This is a genomic window from Mesorhizobium sp. WSM4815 (assembly GCF_055811575.1).
Genome location: NZ_JBVVQS010000102.1, coordinates 576,519 through 593,905 on the forward strand (window position 1 = coordinate 576,519; position 17,387 = coordinate 593,905).

The 17,387-nt window shown below is 63.9% G+C and carries 14 protein-coding genes; 9 read left to right on the forward strand and 5 right to left on the reverse strand.

The annotated features are described in order from the left end of the window. Positions 1–150: 150 nt before the first annotated feature. Positions 151–1,524 (forward strand): amidase, encoded by a 1,374-nt coding sequence (locus AC0L2B_RS31530; protein ID WP_473748127.1) that lies wholly within the window; start codon positions 151–153, stop codon positions 1,522–1,524. Here AC0L2B_RS31530 and AC0L2B_RS31535 read toward each other — a convergent pair. Further along, complete coding sequence (locus AC0L2B_RS31535; protein WP_473748128.1) at positions 1,518–2,594, reverse strand: NAD(P)/FAD-dependent oxidoreductase; 1,077 nt, start codon at positions 2,592–2,594, stop codon at positions 1,518–1,520. The genes AC0L2B_RS31530 and AC0L2B_RS31535 overlap by 7 nt on opposite strands. Positions 2,595–2,715: 121 nt before the next feature. On the opposite strand from AC0L2B_RS31535, the gene AC0L2B_RS31540 reads away from it, so the two are divergent. Further along, positions 2,716–4,323: a peptide chain release factor 3 gene (locus AC0L2B_RS31540; protein WP_023803735.1), complete on the forward strand. Its 1,608-nt coding sequence runs from the start codon at positions 2,716–2,718 to the stop codon at positions 4,321–4,323. Between the two features lie 276 nt (positions 4,324–4,599). Here AC0L2B_RS31540 and AC0L2B_RS31545 read toward each other — a convergent pair whose 3' ends face one another. Next, positions 4,600–5,073 (reverse strand): VOC family protein, encoded by a 474-nt coding sequence (locus AC0L2B_RS31545; protein WP_473748129.1) that lies wholly within the window; start codon positions 5,071–5,073, stop codon positions 4,600–4,602. A 276-nt stretch (positions 5,074–5,349) separates the two neighbouring features. On the opposite strand from AC0L2B_RS31545, the gene ilvD reads away from it, so the two are divergent. From ilvD to AC0L2B_RS31565, 4 genes are all read left to right on the forward strand, one after another. After that, positions 5,350–7,194: a dihydroxy-acid dehydratase gene (gene ilvD, locus AC0L2B_RS31550; RefSeq protein WP_473748130.1), complete on the forward strand. Its 1,845-nt coding sequence runs from the start codon at positions 5,350–5,352 to the stop codon at positions 7,192–7,194. A 28-nt stretch (positions 7,195–7,222) separates the two neighbouring features. Beyond that, entirely contained in the window at positions 7,223–8,533 is a 1,311-nt protein-coding gene (locus AC0L2B_RS31555; RefSeq protein WP_473748131.1) for an amidohydrolase family protein, read from the forward strand. 46 nt (positions 8,534–8,579) lie between these two features. Further along, positions 8,580–8,834, forward strand: coding sequence for a hypothetical protein (locus AC0L2B_RS31560; protein WP_287296860.1), 255 nt, complete (start codon positions 8,580–8,582; stop codon positions 8,832–8,834). A gap of 140 nt (positions 8,835–8,974) precedes the next feature. Continuing rightward, the gene (locus AC0L2B_RS31565) at positions 8,975–9,895 is read left to right on the forward strand and encodes a DMT family transporter (protein ID WP_287066928.1); all 921 of its coding nucleotides are present in this window, start codon (positions 8,975–8,977) and stop codon (positions 9,893–9,895) included. A gap of 40 nt (positions 9,896–9,935) precedes the next feature. Here AC0L2B_RS31565 and AC0L2B_RS31570 read toward each other — a convergent pair whose 3' ends face one another. Next, positions 9,936–10,838: a phosphotransferase gene (locus AC0L2B_RS31570; RefSeq protein ID WP_473748132.1), complete on the reverse strand. Its 903-nt coding sequence runs from the start codon at positions 10,836–10,838 to the stop codon at positions 9,936–9,938. A gap of 158 nt (positions 10,839–10,996) precedes the next feature. Between AC0L2B_RS31570 and AC0L2B_RS31575 the strand changes: the two genes are divergently transcribed. Continuing rightward, positions 10,997–11,629, forward strand: a complete 633-nt coding sequence (locus AC0L2B_RS31575; RefSeq protein WP_473748133.1) for a class I SAM-dependent DNA methyltransferase — start codon at positions 10,997–10,999, stop codon at positions 11,627–11,629. 115 nt (positions 11,630–11,744) lie between these two features. Here the strand turns inward: AC0L2B_RS31575 and AC0L2B_RS31580 are convergent, their stop codons facing one another. Further along, positions 11,745–14,198 (reverse strand): GcvT family protein, encoded by a 2,454-nt coding sequence (locus AC0L2B_RS31580; protein WP_473748134.1) that lies wholly within the window; start codon positions 14,196–14,198, stop codon positions 11,745–11,747. Continuing rightward, the gene (locus AC0L2B_RS31585) at positions 14,195–15,079 is read right to left on the reverse strand and encodes a phosphotransferase family protein (protein WP_287174356.1); all 885 of its coding nucleotides are present in this window, start codon (positions 15,077–15,079) and stop codon (positions 14,195–14,197) included. Before AC0L2B_RS31585 ends, AC0L2B_RS31580 begins: the two co-directional genes overlap by 4 nt. Before the next feature lie 426 nt (positions 15,080–15,505). Between AC0L2B_RS31585 and AC0L2B_RS31590 the strand changes: the two genes are divergently transcribed. Next, positions 15,506–16,279 carry a DeoR/GlpR family DNA-binding transcription regulator gene (locus tag AC0L2B_RS31590; RefSeq protein WP_473748135.1) on the forward strand — a complete coding sequence of 258 codons (774 nt, stop codon included), beginning with the start codon at positions 15,506–15,508 and terminating at the stop codon, positions 16,277–16,279. A 76-nt stretch (positions 16,280–16,355) separates the two neighbouring features. Next, positions 16,356–17,282, forward strand: coding sequence for a LysR family transcriptional regulator (locus AC0L2B_RS31595; protein ID WP_473748136.1), 927 nt, complete (start codon positions 16,356–16,358; stop codon positions 17,280–17,282). Positions 17,283–17,387 lie beyond the last annotated feature (105 nt).

Genomic DNA, 17,387 nt, shown 5'->3' on the forward strand with positions numbered 1-17,387 from the left:
AACATCGCGGGACAGCGCTCCCTCAACAGACCCTCGCAGCGCAATTCCGATCAAGCACCACCTGTCCTCGAATGCTGAACTCGGCTTGAAGACGCGCCGTAGCCCGCCATTTGGTGAGGCTGGCGCCGCTAGCAAGTCGGAGCATTGGTCATGGACCTCGTCTTTTCCTCCACCAGAGAATTGGCTGCCGCGATCCGCGACCGCAAGATTTCCGCCGTGGAAGCGCTGGACGCGCATTTGGCTGCGATCGACAAGCAAAATGAGGCGGTCAACGCGGTCGTCACGCTCGACAGGGAAGGGGCTCGCGCTCGCGCGAAGAAGGCCGACGAAGCGCAGGCGCGCGGCGACGCTCTCGGGCCGCTGCACGGCGTGCCGTTCACGCTGAAGGACACTCACGAAACACTGGGGATGAAGACGACGGTCGGCTTCCCGCCTTTTGCCGACTATGTGGCGAGAAAAGACAGCCCGGTCGTTCTCAGGTTGAAGGCGGCCGGCGGCGTGCTCGTCGGCAAGACAAATGTCGCAACGATGCTCGGCGACTGGCAGTCGAACAACCCACTGTTCGGCCGCACCAGTAATCCGTGGGATCTATCGCGCACCGCCGGCGGTTCCAGCGGGGGAGCTGCGGCAGCACTTTGCGCGGGCATGACGCCATTCGAACTCGGCAGCGACATGCAGGATTCGATCCGCCTGCCGGCAGCCTTCTGCGGCGTCTACGGCCTCAAGCCGACCGAGCATCGCGTCTCCTTGGCCGGCGCCTTTCCCGATCCCGGTGGCGTACCGCGCGGCGTACGGCTGATGTCCTGCATCGGTCCGCTGGCCCGCAACGTCGAAGATCTGGCGCTGATCCTGAGGATCATTGCAGGACCGGATGGCAGCGACACCGACCTTGCCCCGGTGCCTGTCGAGGGCACGCCGGAGGTTGATCCCAAGACCCTGCGCATCGCTTTCGCGCCGGCCTTTCCGGGTTTTCCGGTAGCCGGCGAGATCAGGGCCGCGGTCGAAAGTCTGGCCGAGCAACTCAAGTCCGCGGGGGCAGCCGTCGAGGAAGCAAGACTGCCGACGCTCGACCTGCATGACGATCTGACGCAAGGCGGCGCGCTGATCGGCATGATGCTGGAGGCTGCGCAGCCGGAGCCGTTAGAAGAACCGACACCGGTCTCGCGCTGGTTCGATGCGCTCGCCCGCCGCGACCAGTCAATCCTTGCCTGGGACCGGTTTTTCGAAGGTTGCGATGCCTTGCTTTGCCCCGTCGCCATGGCCACGGCCTTTCCGCATTGCGAGCCGGGAACACCAATCAAGGTCGATGACAGGGAGCAGAGCTATTGGCTGCTGCCGGCCTATGGCGCGGTGTTCAACTATAGCGGCCACCCCGCACTTTCGCTGCCCTGCGGGCAGGACCGCGACGGCCTGCCCATCGGCCTGCAACTGGTCGGCCGTCGCTGGTCCGAATCGCGGCTGCTTGGCATCGCCAAGGCGATGGCGCCGCTGACCGGCGGCTTTCGCCGTCCGCCCGGCTATTGAGCAAACCGCGTCAGCCCATAAGGCTCAAGCAGCGGATCGCGCGCGTGGTCGAGGATTTCCCGGGCGGCGAACAGACCGACCGCAGGCGCCAGCGTGATCCCCGAATGCATGACCGCGACATAGAGGCCGCCGATGCCTTCAGCCCGTCCGATGATCGGAAAGCCGTCGACGGGCGTCGGCCGGTAGCCGACCGTGTGGAAATCCAGTTCCAGCCGGTCGGTACCGCGCAACATGCTCTTCATCGCAGCAAACAGCTCACGGGCGGTGGCTTCGGCATCCATGCCCGGATCGGCGCCGCCGAAATCCGAACCGGCAATGATGCGGCCCTCGGCAGTCTGGCGCATGTGCAGCCGGTCGCCGATCACCAGGCCGTTGAGCAGCTTTTCGTACGGGCGTGAATGGACGATCAGGCCGGGCGGTGTCTCGATCGGCAGTTTTAGCCGGGCCGTCGCCGCAATTGCCGGAGAGCCGGCGCCGGCCGCGATCACCACCTCGTCGGCCACAATCCGTCCGCCTGACGTATCGACGCCGCCAATCCTGCCATTGGTCTGTATCAGCGCGGTGACTGTCGTGCCGGTAATCACCCGCGCACCAAGCCGCTCGGCGTCGGCCAGCAGCGTCTGCGTGGCCGCGACCGGTTCGGCCACTCCCTCCTCAGCGACGTGAAGGGCGAAGTCGGGAAGCTCGGTCAAATTGGGCTCTATACGTGCGGCTCTCACGCGGTCGACGCGCTCGATCCCGTAGCCCCAGGCGGAATGCTCGGCGGCATAGGCCTCAAGCTCGGCCGGCGGCAGGTCCCAGCACAGGCCGCCGCACCAGGCGAGTGGAATGCCGGGCACGTCATGGGCAAGCCGCGTCCATTCGGCCATCGAACGGGTACGCAGCCGGAAATACGGCTCTGGATTGCCCCAACTGGCATTGATCCAGGCAAAGGAATTCGGCGTGGCGACGCCGCCCGCACCGCTGTCGGCAACGATCGTCACGTTCGCGCCAGCCTTCGCCAGATGCCAGGCGATGGACGCACCGATGATGCCGGCGCCGACGACGATGACGTGCTTGGCTGCGCTCATGGATGGACCTTTATCGAACCGCCTCTGTTGATGCCATTGCGGCGGACCTATCTCAAGGCCGGGCAACCGCCCAAAATTGTTCGACAGGCTGCAAAAGCGCTGCTAGAAGCCCGCGCACCACATGGGATTCCATAAATTGGCTGAAGACATCACGAACGCGGTGGCGCGCCGCCGCACTTTCGCGATCATCGCGCATCCGGACGCCGGCAAGACGACGCTGACCGAAAAGCTGCTTTTGTTCGGCGGTGCCATCCAGCTTGCCGGCGAGGTCAAGGCCAAGAAGGATCGCATCCAGACCCGGTCGGACTGGATGAAGATCGAGCGCGAGCGCGGCATTTCGGTCGTCACCTCGGTGATGACCTTCGAGTATGAGGATAATGTCTTCAACCTGCTCGATACGCCCGGTCACGAGGATTTCGCCGACGATACCTATCGCACGCTGTCGGCGGTCGATGCGGCGGTCATGGTCATCGACGCCGCCAAGGGTATCGAGCCGCGCACGCTAAAACTGTTCGAGGTCTGCCGGCTTCGCGACATCCCGATCATCACCTTCGTCAACAAGATGGACCGCGAAAGCCGCGACCCGTTCGAGATCCTCGATGAGATCGAGCAGAAGCTGGCGCTGGACACCGCACCGATCACCTGGCCGATCGGCCGCGGCAAGACCTTTTCCGGCACCTATCATCTGGCGCTGAACGCGGTGCGCAAGGGCGACGCCGAGAAAGAACGCACGCCGGTCAATGGTCCCGACTCCAATCGCGTCGCCGGCCTGTTGCCGGAGAACGAGCGCGAGGCTTTCATCGAGGAGCTGGAGCTGGCGCGCGAAGCCTGCCGCCCGCTCGACATCGGTGCGTTTCGCGAGGGCCATCTGACGCCGGTCTATTTCGGTTCGGCGCTGCGCAATTACGGCGTCCGCGACCTGATCGAGGCGCTTGGTGCCTACGGGCCGCCGCCACGCGCGCAGGAAGCCGATACCCGCAAAGTCGAGGCGACCGAGGATAGGATGACCTCCTTCGTCTTCAAGATCCAGGCCAACATGGATCCCAACCACCGCGACCGCATCGCCTTCGTCCGCGTCTGCTCGGGCAAGCTCGAGCGCGGCATGAAAGCCAAGCTGGTGCGCACGGGAAAACCGATGAGCCTGTCGGCGCCGCAATTCTTCTTCGCCCGCACCCGCGTCACCGCCGACGAGGCCTTTGCCGGCGACGTCGTCGGCATCCCCAACCACGGCACGCTGCGCATCGGCGATACGCTGACCGAGGGCGAGGAGATCCTGTTCCGCGGCGTGCCGAATTTCGCGCCGGAAATCCTGCGCCGCGTCCGGCTCGGCGACGCGATGAAGGCCAAGAAGCTGAAGGAGGCGCTGCACCAGATGGCCGAGGAAGGCGTCGTGCAACTGTTCTCGCCAGAAGACGGCTCGCCGGCAATCGTCGGCGTCGTCGGTGCGCTGCAGCTCGACGTGCTGAAGGAGCGGCTGAATATCGAATACACGCTGCCGGTCGATTTCGAGATGTCGCGCTTTTCCGTCTGCCGCTGGATATCGGCCGACGACAAGGCCGAGGTGCATCGCTTCATCGAGGCGCATCGCGGCGACATTGCCCGCGACCTCGACCACGATCCGGTGTTCCTTGCCCAGCACGCCTTTTCGCTCAACTACGAGGCCGAGCGCTGGAAGGCGATCCGCTTCGCCGCGGTCAAGGATTACCAGGTCCGCGACAAGGCGGCTTGACCGTTGCCGTATGGCCGCCAAGAACACTCGCGCGTCGCGCCGCCCCTCATCCGCCTGCCGGCACCTTCTCCCCGTATAGTGACGGGGAGAAGGGGGGCTGGCCGCAACGCCAACGCCCTTCCTGCAACGTGGTAATTGGCGAAATCATGTATGAGAGCGCCCCTCTCCCCGTCACTATACGGGGAGAGGATGCCGGCAGGCAGGTGAGGGGCGGCGCCGACTTCGGCAGTTGATATTCCCAAAATCGGGCAAAGATCCCTGTCGGGAGCGTCTCACTCACCCCCTGGCGGCCTCTTCGATCTTGGCGATGTCGATCTTGGTCATTTGCATCATCGCCTGCATGACGCGGCCGGCCTTTTCCGTGTCGGGGTCCTGCAGCAGCCTCGGCAATTGCTCCGGCACGACCTGCCAGGAGACGCCGAATTTGTCCTTCAGCCAGCTGCACTGGCTGGGCTCGCCACCGCCCTCGATCAGCCTGTCCCAGAAATAGTCGACCTCCTCCTGCGTCTTGCAGTCGATGGACAGCGAGACTGCCTCGGTGAACTTGAATTGCGGCCCGCCGTTGAGCGCCTGGAACTGCACGCCGTCGAGCTCGAAATTGGTCACCAGCACCTTGCCCTCATTATCGCCGCTGCCCTTGGGCCAGCGCATCACGCTCAGCACCTTCGAGTTCTTGAAGATGGAGATGTAATGGTTCATGGCCTCCTCGGCCTGGTCGTCGAACCACAGGCAGGGGGTGATCTTTTGCATTTTCTTGCTCCTCGGGCTGTTTTGGCTTGTTTTCACGGGTCCAACGGCCGGCTGGCGATAGATGCCGGTCGTCGCCGTCTGCCCAAGGACGCTCAAACAAAACACGATCCGACAGCACCTCTGACTTTTTTTACTGCCTGGACCGGCTTGCCGTCTTTGGCTCAAGATCCCGGCGCATCGCAAAACCGTGGCCAGACCAGACGGTGGCGTATATAACGCCGCTCAATTCCGGTTTTCCGCCCCTGTTCGGACGACGCAAACAGCAAGGACAGTATAATGCCCGCCTACCGTTCCCGCACCACCACCCATGGCCGTAACATGGCCGGCGCCCGCGGCCTGTGGCGCGCCACCGGCATGAAGGATTCCGATTTCGGCAAGCCGATTATCGCTGTCGTCAATTCCTTCACCCAGTTCGTTCCGGGCCACGTCCATCTCAAGGATCTCGGCCAACTGGTCGCCCGCGAGATCGAGAAGGCCGGCGGCGTCGCCAAGGAGTTCAACACCATCGCTGTCGACGACGGCATCGCCATGGGTCATGACGGCATGCTCTATTCGCTGCCTTCGCGCGAGCTGATCGCCGACTCGGTCGAATATATGGTCAACGCCCACTGCGCCGACGCCATGGTCTGCATCTCGAATTGCGACAAGATCACGCCGGGCATGCTGATGGCGTCGCTGCGTCTCAACATCCCGACCGTCTTCGTCTCCGGCGGCCCGATGGAGGCCGGCAAGGTGGTGCTTGCCGGCAAGACGCAGGCGCTCGATCTGGTCGACGCCATGGTCGCGGCTGCCGACGACAAGATCTCCGACGAGGACGTCAAGACCATCGAGCGCTCGGCCTGCCCGACCTGCGGCTCCTGCTCGGGCATGTTCACCGCCAATTCGATGAATTGCCTGACCGAGGCGCTCGGCCTTTCGCTGCCCGGCAACGGTTCGACGTTGGCGACGCACGTCGACCGCAGGCGGCTGTTCGTCGAGGCCGGCCACCTGATCGTCGATCTCGCGCAGCGCTACTACGAGCAGGACGACGACACCGCGCTGCCGCGCAGCATCGCCTCGAAGGGCGCCTTCGAGAACGCCATGACGCTCGACATCGCCATGGGCGGCTCGACCAACACCGTGCTGCACATCCTGGCTGCCGCGCATGAGGGCGAGATCGATTTCGGTCAAGACGACATTGACGCGCTGTCACGCAAGGTGCCGGTGCTATGCAAGGTTGCCCCCGCCAAGGCGGATGTGCACATGGAAGACGTCCACCGCGCCGGCGGCATCATGGCGATCCTCGGCCAGCTCGATAACGCCAGACTGATCAACCGCGACCTGCCGACCGTGCACACCGCAAGCCTCGGCGAAGCGCTCGACCATTGGGATATCTCGCGCACGTCAAGCCAGAATGTCCGCGACTTCTTTCTGGCGGCCCCGGGCGGCGTGCCGACGCAGGTCGCCTTCAGCCAGGATCGCCGCTGGGACGAACTCGATCTCGACCGGGAGAAGGGTGTCATCCGCTCGGCCCAATATCCTTTTTCCAAGGATGGTGGCCTTGCCGTGCTGAAAGGCAACCTGGCGCTCGACGGCTGTATCGTGAAGACCGCGGGCGTCGATGAATCGATCCTGAAATTCACCGGCCCGGCCAGGGTGTTCGAAAGCCAGGACGCCAGCGTCAAGGCGATCCTGTCCAACGAGATCAAGGCCGGCGATGTCGTCGTCATCCGCTACGAAGGGCCGCGTGGCGGCCCCGGCATGCAGGAAATGCTCTATCCGACCAGCTATTTGAAGTCGAAGGGCCTCGGCAAGGCCTGCGCGCTGGTCACCGATGGCCGCTTCTCCGGCGGCACCTCCGGCCTGTCGATAGGCCATGCTTCTCCCGAGGCGGCGGAAGGCGGGCTGATCGGGCTGGTGCATGAGGGCGATACGATCGAGATCGATATCCCGAATCGCACCATCCGGCTTGCCGTCGACGATGCCGAACTGGCCGCCCGCCGCGCCGCGATGGAGGCCAAGGGAGCCACCGCCTGGAAGCCCGAGGAAAAGCGCAAGCGCAAGGTGACGATGGCCTTGCGCGCCTACGCCTCGATGGCGACCAGTGCTGCAAAGGGTGCGGTAAGGTATGTGCCGGAATAGGTTCGCTTCTTCAAAGGGATGACGGTAGATGGATTTCGACCTTATCGTCGGCGGCGGCACGCTGCCCGACGGCAGGATCGCCGATATCGGCATCATCGGCGAGACGATCGCGGCCATCGAGCCGGAGCTGAACGCTGGCGCGGGCACGGCGATTGACGCCCATGGCAATCTGATCTCGCCGCCCTTCGTCGATCCGCATTTTCACATGGACGCCACGCTCTCGCTAGGCATCCCGCGCATCAACGTGTCGGGCACGCTGCTCGAAGGCATCTCGCTGTGGGGCGAACTGAAGCCGCTGTTGACGCACGAAGCGGTGCGCGACCGCGCGCTCGCCTATTGCGACTGGGCAGTATCCATGGGCCTGCTCGCCATCCGCAGCCATGTCGATGTCTGCGATACCAGGCTGCTGGCGGTCGAAGCCCTGCTCGATGTGAAGAAGACCGTCGCGCCCTATATCGACCTGCAACTGGTCGCCTTCCCGCAGGATGGGTTTTATCGCTCACCGACGGCGCGTGATAACACCATCCGCGCGCTCGACATGGGTGTCGACATCGTCGGCGGTATTCCGCATTTCGAGCGCACCATGGCCGACGGCACGCGTTCGGTGACGGAACTGTGCGAAATCGCGGCAGAACGCGGCCTCATGGTCGACCTGCATTGCGACGAGACCGATGATCCGCTGTCGCGCCATATCGAACAACTGGCCTATGAGACGCAACGCCTCGGCCTGCAGGGCAGGGTCGCCGGCTCGCATCTTACGTCGATGCACTCGATGGACAATTACTATGTCTCGAAGCTGTTGCCGCTGATATCAGAGGCAGGCGTCTCGGCAATCCCCAATCCGCTGATCAACATCATGCTGCAGGGCCGCCACGACACATTCCCCAAACGCCGCGGCCTGACGCGGGTCAAGGAAATGCTTGCCCACGGCATCCGCGTCGGCTGGGGCCAGGATTGCGTGCTCGACCCCTGGTATTCGCTGGGCACCGCCGACATGCTCGACGTCGCCTTCATGGGCCTTCACGTCGCCCAGATGTCGAGCCCGGCCGACATGGCGCGCTGCTTTGACATGGTCACCAACGTCAACGCCGCCATCATGGGCCTCGACCATCTCGGCCTGGCGGTCGGCAAGCGCGCAAGCCTCGTCGTCCTCGATGCCGGCGATCCGGTCGAGGCCTTGCGCCTGCGTCCCGAGCGACTCTGTGTCATCGCCAGGGGCAAGGTGGTGGCCGAGAGGGCCAGGCAGGAAACACGGCTCTCGATCGCCGGACGGCCGGCAACAGTGAACCGCAGGCACCGCCCGTCTCAAAACTCCATCGCTCAGATTGATAGGTCCTGACCGCAAGTCTACAATCAACCTCCAGTTTTATGCCGAGGAGGATACCATGTGGCACAAGACGGCGATGGTGGTCGTGTTGGCGGCGACTTGTGCAGGCTGCATGACGGCCGAAGACCGTCGTGCCGCGGATGAGGCGAAATGCCGTTCCTACGGCTTCGTCAGGAAGAATGATGCCTTCGCCGAATGTCTGCAGCGCATCGATCTGGCGCGCCGCGCCGAGTTCAGAAGTGCGTCGGTCTTCGATCCCTGGGATCGGCCGGTGATCTATCGTCCGGTTATCATTCGGCCACGGCCAATGTAGGCCGTTGCGATCGTCCGTACAGGCCCAGCCGATTTCCGGTCCCTGGTCTGGCCGGCTTCGAGATTTCCGCTCGTCAAAGCGGCTGCTTGCGTCTACGACGCTGCTCACCGGGCTTTCATGCGGGAGGAAGCGACATCGGCATGGCACAGCCAACTGTCCAGAATTCGACGATCAGGAACGTGCTTTTGGCTGGCATTCTGCTGATGCTGGCCGGCGATTTCCTGTTTGCTTTGAATGACGCGATGGGCAAATGGCTGGTCGCCAGCTTTTCCGTCGGCCAGGTCGTGCTGATCCGTTCCATCGGCGCCTTTTTCGTGCTCGGTCCGATGATCGCGCGTCAAGGCGCGGCCAGGCTGTTCCGCATGGAGCGCCTGGAACTGCAGGTTTTGCGCGTCGTGATGACGACGCTCGACACGGCGCTGTTCTACGCCGCTGTTGTCTATCTGCCGCTCGCCGACGTCATGAGCTTCTACATGGCAGGGCCGATCTACGTGGCGGCGCTGTCCCACCTGTTGCTTGGTGAAAAGGTCGGCTGGCGCCGCTGGATGGCGATTCTGGTCGGGTTCTGCGGTGTGCTGATCATGCTCGAACCGTCCTCGGCCGCGTTTTCGCTGTCGTCGACCTTCGCGCTGGCCGGAAGCATTTCATTCGCCTTCGCGATCATTCTCAACCGGCGGTTGCGTGGCACCAGCGACACCTCGCTCGTTACCTGGCAAACCATCGGCACGCTGCTGGTCGGCGGGTTTCTCACCATCGGCAACTGGCAGACGCCGTCCTCGCTCGATTTCGGCGCCATGCTGCTTCTTGGCATCGTCTCCTGCGGCGCGCATCTGATGATCACCAGGGCGCTGAAGCTGGCGCCGGCGTCGACGCTGGCGCCGCTGCATTACAGCCTGCTGCTGTGGGCCGTCATCTTCGGGCTGGCCTTCTTCGGCGACATGCCCGGCCCGCGCATCCTGATCGGCTCGGGCATCATCGTGCTGGCCGGCCTGTTCATCTTCCATCGCCAGAAAGTGGTCGACACGGTGCCGCCCGAAAACGTGCCGAAAGGTGTCAACTAGGGTCCAGATTTCTGTGCCTTAAGGTTCGGAGTTTTGGCACTTAACCGGCGCGCACCGCCGCCAGATGCGTTGAGAAGTCGGCCGTCTCCATCAGCGCCCTGCAGCGTGAAAAGCGACCGTCGGCATAGGCGCGGAAATCGTCGGCCGGATTGCTGTTGGCAAGCTGGATCAGTCCCCACAGCGTCCACAAGAGATCGCACATCGCCTTGTAGATGACGATGCGGCTGCGCTCCGCCGGCGTCGGCTCGCCACCGAAATAGGCGCCCATCATCTCGTCCTCCTGCGCCGTATCAAACTGGCCTTCGACGCTGAGGTCGCCGAGATCCCAGAGCGGATCGTTCATGCCGGAATATTCCCAGTCGACGATCCACATCCTGTCGCCGGTATCGAGAAAATTTTCGCACAGCGGATCGCAGTGGCAGGCGACGAGAGGCAGGGGATGCGCGGCAAGCGCCGAGCGCACGGTTTCCGCCTCGATAACGACGTCGTGGTAACCGGCAGGCAGGGCGACGTCCTTGGTCGACAGCACCTTCAGGTAGTCGTCGATCATCGCAAACAGCTCGAAGCGGAAGGGAAACACCGCGCCGGATGTATGCAATCTGCGGAAGGCTTTGCCGGCACGCGCCGGACTGCCCGGCCGGGTCTTGAATTTATCCGGCGACATCGTCTCGGCGCCCGCGATGAAGCGCGTCAACATCACGCCTGTCTCGCCGTCGACATGCAGCAGCTCGGGGCTGACGCCGGCCATCGCTGCCTCCCGCGCCGCCACCGCCTCGTTGGCGCGGTTGATATACTCCTGCGTGCCCTTGCCGGGAATCCGCAGGCAGGCATCTCCAGCCCTGAAGACGAGGTTGGTGAGGCCACCCAGCCGCTCCAGCGGTCCCTCGTAGCCGGCCAGCGCCGGAATGGCTGCAAGCGCCGCGCGTGCTTCCTCGTCCACCATCGCTTCTGCCCTCTTTTCGCGTCTATTTGTGGTGACGACGGTTCCACAAATTTCGCCGTTTGGCTATCATCGCTTGCATGCGGTTCACTCCAGCGCCGTGCGTTCCTGCAGGACGCGCTAAGAACGCTGCGGCGCTTTGATTTGCGGACGAGACTGTAATGGCGGACAGGAAAAACAAAGGCGCGCTCGCCGCGGCCTATGCAGCGAAGCGGCCAGAGGAGGTGGCGGCGCTCTACGACCGCTGGTCCGACACCTACGACGCCGACATGTCGGCGGCCGGTTATCGCCATCCGACCATCTGCCTTGCCCTGCTTGCCCGCCACCTGCCGCGCGGCGCGGCACCGCTCCTCGATGCCGGTGCCGGCACCGGGCTCATCGGCGAGTGGCTGAAGATCGCGGGCTATCCGCAGGTCGAGGCGCTCGACATTTCCGAAGGCATGCTGGCCCAGGCAGCGCGCAAGGGCGTCTATTCGGCGCTTCACTGCTTGGCGCTCAACGGCCCGCTGCCCTTCGCGGATGATGCCTATGCCGGCATCATATCGGCCGGCGTCTTCACCTCGGGCCATGTCGGCGCTGAGGGGCTGGACGAACTGATCCGCATCTGCCGGCCGGGCGGGATAATCGTGCTGACGGTCAAGAACACCCTGTGGGACGCCGGCTTTTCCGCAGGGATAGCCGACCTCGAGGCGAAGGGCGTCGTCACGCGCGCCGAGGAGACATCGCCCTATGTCTCCATGCCGGGCGAGGCCGACACCGTGCCCAGCCGCGGTCTCGTACTGCGCGTGAACTGACCATCCCCGCTCTTATACATGTCGCGCAAAAGTGCGCAGCGGTTTTGCGATAACGACATGCATAGAAACAAGAACTTAAAGCGCCTCCCATGAATCCGTTCAGACGCGACGCGCTTTAGGCTCTGATCCTTTCTCCGGCCGGGTCGTAAAGCGGCTCGAGATGGATTTTTGCCGGCGTCCGCTGCATAGCCACCACCAGCTCGTAGTCGCCGCAGGTGAGGAAATCGTCGCTGACGCCGTCGGCGTTGCGCACATAGCCGTAGCCGATGTTCTTGCCGACCGTGTAGCCATAGCCGCCGCTGGTCAGGTAGCCGACCGGCTCGCTGTTGCGCAGGATCGTTTCGCGCCCGAGCAGCACGATCTCGCAATCGTCGACGGTGAAGCCGGCGAAGCGTTTTTTCAGAACCGCGCCGCCGATCTCTTCCAGCGCCCGCCGCCCGAGAAAATCTGTGTTCTTGCGAAGCTTCACCGCCCAGCCAAGGCCGGCCTCCTGCGGCGTGTCGTTGGGCGTGATGTCGGAGCCCCAGGCGCGGTAGCCTTTTTCCAGCCGCAGCGATTCCAGCGCCCTGTAGCCGACCGGGCGGATGCTGTGCTCCTCGCCCGCCGCCATCAGGGCGTCGAAGATTTCGCCCGTCGCCGCGATCGGCACATGCAGCTCCCAGCCGAGCTCGCCGACATAGGTGACGCGCAGCGCCCTAACTGTGGTGCCGGCGATGGAGATTTCCCGCACGTGTCCGAACGGGAAAGCGGTGTTCGACACGTCCGCATCGGTCACCGCAGCCAGCACGTCGCGGGCCCGCGGTCCCATCAGCGACAGCGTGCCGAAATCCTCGGTGACATCGGTGAGCGTCACGTCGAGCTCGTTGCCGACATGGTCGCCGATCCACGAGAAGTCATGCGTCCTAAAGCCGGTGCCGGTGACGACGTAGAATCGGTCTTCGCCGAGCCGCGCCACGGTCAGGTCGGCCTCGATGCCGCCGCGCGTGTTGAGAAGCTGCGTGTAGGTCAGCCGGCCGACCGGCTTGGCGACGTCGTTGGCGCAGATCCAGTCGAGCGCCTTCAGCGCATCCGCACCGGTCATTTCGTATTTGGCGAAGGACGATTGGTCGAAGATGCCCACGTGTTCGCGCACGTGCCGGTGCTCGTCGCCGACCGGCGAAAACCAGTTCTGCCGGCCCATCGAATAGATGTCCTTCGGCTCGACGCCTTCGGGCGCAAACCAGTTCGGCCGCTCCCAACCAAGCTTGGAGCCGAACACGGCGCGGTGCTTTTGCAGCCGTTCATAGAGTGGCGACACGATCCGTGGCCGGCCCGTGGCATACTCTTCATGCGGGAAGCCGATCGTATAGTGCTTGCCATAGGCTTCCAGCGTGCGGTCGCGGACCCATTGCCGGTCGCGGTGAAGGTCGGAAAAGCGCCTGATATCGACCACCCACAGGTCGAGTGGCGCCTCGCCGTCGACCACCCACTGCGCCAGCACCCAGCCGGCGCCGCCGCCTGCCGCGATGCCGAAGGCGTTGAAGCCGGCGCCGACGAACATGTTGGCGCATTCGGGTGCCACGCCAAGAATGAAATTGCCGTCCGGCGTGAAGCTCTCCGGCCCGTTGATCATCTGCTTGACGCCGACGGTTTCGAGCGCCGGAACCCGCGTGATCGCCTGGTTCATATGCTGCTCGAAATGATCGTAATCGTCGTCGAACAGCCGGAACTGCCAGTCGTCAGGGACATCGCCGCCAGGAAGATCGGTCGTCCAGGCTTGCGGGTTCGGCTCATAGCCGCCCATCACCAGCCCGCCGACCTCCTCCTTGAAATAAATGCGGCGGTCGGGGTCGCGGATCGTCGGCGCATCGGTCGCCAACCCGTCTATTCTTTCGGTGACGATGTACTGGTGCTTCACCGGCTGCAGCGGCACGTTGATGCCGGCTAGCGCTCCCACCTGCCGCGCCCATTGCCCGGCACAGTTCACCACCTTGTCGCAGGCGATATCGCCCCTGTTGGTCTTTACCGTTGTGATACGGCCCTCCTGCATGTCGAAGCCGGTGACGCGGACATCCTCGAACAGCCTGGCGCCATGCATGCGCGCGCCTTTGGCCAGCGACTGCGTGATGTCGGAAGGGTTTGCCTGGCCGTCGGTCGGCAGCCAGTTGGCGCCGACGAGATCGCCGGTTGCCAGCAGCGGCCACATCGCCTTGACCTCGGCCGGTGACAGCAACTGCATGTCCATGCCGAAGCTCTTCGCCGTCGTCGCCAGCCTCTTGTACTCGATCCAGCGGTCGGCATTGGTGGCGAGCCTGAGGCATCCGGTCATCTTCCAGCCGGTGGCCAGCCCGGTTTCGGCTTCCAGTCCCTTGTAGAGATCGACCGAATATTTGAGCACGCGGGTGATCGAGGCCGAAGACCGCAATTGACCGACCAGCCCCGCCGCATGCCATGTCGAGCCCGAAGTCAGTTTGCCCTGTTCCAGGAGCACGACATCGGCCTTGTGGTCACGCGCCAGATGATAAGCCGTCGAACAGCCGATTATGCCGCCGCCGATGACGACGATCTCGGCGTGGGCGGGCAAGGTCATGATATCTGTCCGTATTTTGTTCTGTAATTTTCCAGCGCGGCATCGAGCCGCGTCAGGTTTTCGTCGGTATAGGCAACGTAGTCGATGCCGGGCGCGTCGAGATAAAGTTCGGAAACCATGCTCCACATTGCCTCGCGCAGCAGCGATGCGCATTGCATGGCCGCATGCGAGCGGCGGATCGCCTCGTCCGGCTCCTTCATGAAATAGGCGGTCAGGAAGGCGAAGGACTCCTCGTCGTTCATGGTGGCGTTCGAGGCAACGCCGGCGAGGTCGAACATTGCCGTGTTGAAGCCGGCATATTCGAAATCGATCAGCCACAGCCGGTGGCCGTCATCGAGAATATTAGCCGGCAGAAGGTCATTATGACCAAAGACGATCGGCAGCAATTTCTGCGCCCGTTCGAGCTCGTCTGCAAGCGTCAGCAGCCGCGGCAACTCGCTTCGCATGCGGCTGTCGGCTTCCTCCAGCGTGCGCGCATAGTCGCGGATGACATGGAATACCCAGAACATGAAGCCGGCGCCGGAGACATGATTGGGCATCTCGCGATGGAAGCCGCGCATCAGGGCGGCGACGCGGTCGATGTTGGCGCGGACGTCTTCCGCGACATAGGTCTTGGCGCCGAGAAATTCCGTTACCAGGATGCCGGGCTCGGAATGGCGGACGGCAGGCGCGAAGCCGGCGGCATGCGCCGCGCGCGCGGTCATCACCTCGCGCTCGCGAAAGACGTGATGGAATGGAAAGTCCTGGCCAAAGCGCACGACATGCCGCCCGGCGGCGTCCTTGACCAGATAGTTGGCGTTGCTCAGGCCGCCCGGCAGCGGCGCGATCTCGACGCTGCCGGTCCAGCAGGGCAGGGCGCGGATGCGGTCCTCGGTGGTCACAGGTGAAGCCCTCGTTGCGCGGGGTTCAAGGCGTCGCGGGCGACGCAAAGAGGGCGGCCGGCAGGAGGGAGCAATGCGAAGTCCTCGTCGGTGCGGGATCCCGGGATCGGTATCCCGCACCGCACCGACGAGCCCCAGTGCCGGGTTCTTTGACTCCGGCATCCGCCCCCGCGGATTCAAAAAAGTCCTTTTCCCTTACGTCAGACGATTTCCCGGACGTTCGGGCAGGCGAATTTTGGTGCGGCTCTGCCATCGTTCTCCCGTGGCAGTTCCGAAGCCTGTCACAAGCCAGTGTCGCGCCATGTGATCCGGCTTGTCAACGACAACTTGTGGCTTTTTGCCCGAAATCACAAGGTTTTCTTGTAAACTGTGGCCGATTTGCCTTAGAAGCGGTCAGTAGCGCAACAAACCGATTGGGTGAGACCGATGCCCTCGAAGCGGCATGGCGAGATCCTGCGTCTCCTCCATGAGGAAGGCACCGTCACCATCGCCAGCCTGGCCGACCGGCTGGGCGTCTCGCTGGAGACCGTGCGCCGCGACGTCAAGCCGCTGACCAGTGACGGTTCGATCCTGAAGATGCATGGCGCCGTCGGCCTGCCGTCGATGGCCGGCGAGGCGCCGTTCGAGCGGCGTATGCGCGAGAATGCCGATGCCAAGCGCGCCATCGCCCGCATGGTTGCCGCCACCATCCGCGACGGCGAAGCGATCATGCTCGACACCGGCACCACGACCTCTTTCCTGGCCCGCGAACTGCTCGGTCACCGACGGTTGACGGTGGTCACCAACTCCTCCGACATCGCCCGCACGCTGGCCACCGTCAACGGCAACAAGGTCTATATGGCCGGCGGCGAACTGCGCAGCGATTCGGGCGCTGCCTTCGGCGTCTCGGCCATTGCATTCGTCAGCCGCTTTTCCGTCAGCCACGCTGTGATCTCCACCGGCGCGGTCGATGCCATCACCGGCGTGATGGACTATGATCTGGACGAGGCGGAATTCGCCCGCATGGTGCTGTCGCGCGGCCAGCGCTCGCTCGTGATCACCGACCACACCAAGTTCGGCCGCCAGGGCCTGGTCCAGGTCTGCGGCCTCGACGGTTTTTCCGAACTCGTCACCGATCGGCCCCCGCCGCACGCCATCGCCGCAGCCCTTGCCCAGGCTGGCGCACGGCTCAGCATTGCCGGCAGCGAAAGCGGGACCTGACCTGGCCAGAGCAGTAATGCGGTGAGCCTGGGATCGGCGGCTTTTCTTCCTTGCCGTCCCGGTGTTTAGTCCGGCGATGGCCTTCACCATCCGCCAATTGCAGTTCTTCATCGCCGTCGCCGAGCAAGGCACCGTGTCTGGCGCCGCCCAAAACCTGTCCATCTCGCAATCGTCGGTCACCGAGGCGATCAAGGAGCTCGAAGGCGATCTCGGCGTCGAACTGTTCGAGCGCCATCCGCGCGGCCTCAACATCACCCACAAGGGCCACCAGTTCCTGCGCCACGCGACAAAGATCCTTGCCGATGTTTCCGATGCGCGCCGCGCCTTCTCCGGCGAGCAAGCGGCGGCTGGCGGCCGGCTGCAACTCGGCGTCACCTCGCTGGTTGCCGGCTATGTGCTGTCCGACCTTCTCGCCCGCTATCGCCGCGCCTATCCGGGCGTCGAGATCTCGGCCATCGAGGACAATGGTGACTACCTCGAACATCTGCTGATCGGCGGCAAGCTCGACATCGCCGTCATGGTCACCTCGAACCTGCGCGACCGCACCGCCCTGCAATCGGAAATTCTAGAAGTCTCGCCCTACCGGCTATGGCTGCCGCTTGGCCATCCGCTGTCCAGCGCCGACATCATCGGCATCAGCGATATCGCCTCGGAGCCGCTGATCATGCTGACCGTCGACGAGATCGAAGAGAATACCGGAAAATTGCTGGCGGCGATCGCCGCCAAGCCGCATGTCGCCTTCCGCACCCGCTCGGTCGAAGCGGTGCGCAGCCTCGTCGCCACCGGCGCCGGCGTGGCGCTGCTGCCCGACCTCGTCTACCGGCCATGGTCGCTGGAAGGCGACCGCATCGAATCGCGCGACATTTCGGGCTCGTTGCCGGTTGTCCAGGTCGGCACGGTCTGGCGGCGCGGCTCCGGCCTGTCGCAGGCGGCGCGCGACTTCATCGGGCTTGCCCAGTCGCAGCGCATGGTTCGGCAGCGGCTGGACAAGAACGGCCGCTGACCTATCGGAAAAACCGATATCGCCTTTCTGACAAATGAATTTGCGAAACCGGAAATTTCACAGCACTTTGACAATCAGGGACCAAGCCGCCGCGAGAGTGCGGCC

Excerpts from the sequence above, each read along its gene's own strand:
- AC0L2B_RS31530 (WP_473748127.1), top strand. The coding sequence starts at position 151 with ATGGACCTCGTCTTTTCCTCCACCAGAGAATTGGCTGCCGCGATCCGC.
- AC0L2B_RS31535 (WP_473748128.1), bottom strand. The coding sequence starts at position 2,594 with ATGAGCGCAGCCAAGCACGTCATCGTCGTCGGCGCCGGCATCATCGGT.
- AC0L2B_RS31540 (WP_023803735.1), top strand. The coding sequence starts at position 2,716 with ATGGGATTCCATAAATTGGCTGAAGACATCACGAACGCGGTGGCGCGC.
- AC0L2B_RS31545 (WP_473748129.1), bottom strand. The coding sequence starts at position 5,073 with ATGCAAAAGATCACCCCCTGCCTGTGGTTCGACGACCAGGCCGAGGAG.
- ilvD (WP_473748130.1), top strand. The coding sequence starts at position 5,350 with ATGCCCGCCTACCGTTCCCGCACCACCACCCATGGCCGTAACATGGCC.
- AC0L2B_RS31555 (WP_473748131.1), top strand. The coding sequence starts at position 7,223 with ATGGATTTCGACCTTATCGTCGGCGGCGGCACGCTGCCCGACGGCAGG.
- AC0L2B_RS31560 (WP_287296860.1), top strand. The coding sequence starts at position 8,580 with ATGTGGCACAAGACGGCGATGGTGGTCGTGTTGGCGGCGACTTGTGCA.
- AC0L2B_RS31565 (WP_287066928.1), top strand. The coding sequence starts at position 8,975 with ATGGCACAGCCAACTGTCCAGAATTCGACGATCAGGAACGTGCTTTTG.
- AC0L2B_RS31570 (WP_473748132.1), bottom strand. The coding sequence starts at position 10,838 with ATGGTGGACGAGGAAGCACGCGCGGCGCTTGCAGCCATTCCGGCGCTG.
- AC0L2B_RS31575 (WP_473748133.1), top strand. The coding sequence starts at position 10,997 with ATGGCGGACAGGAAAAACAAAGGCGCGCTCGCCGCGGCCTATGCAGCG.
- AC0L2B_RS31580 (WP_473748134.1), bottom strand. The coding sequence starts at position 14,198 with ATGACCTTGCCCGCCCACGCCGAGATCGTCGTCATCGGCGGCGGCATA.
- AC0L2B_RS31590 (WP_473748135.1), top strand. The coding sequence starts at position 15,506 with ATGCCCTCGAAGCGGCATGGCGAGATCCTGCGTCTCCTCCATGAGGAA.
- AC0L2B_RS31595 (WP_473748136.1), top strand. The coding sequence starts at position 16,356 with ATGGCCTTCACCATCCGCCAATTGCAGTTCTTCATCGCCGTCGCCGAG.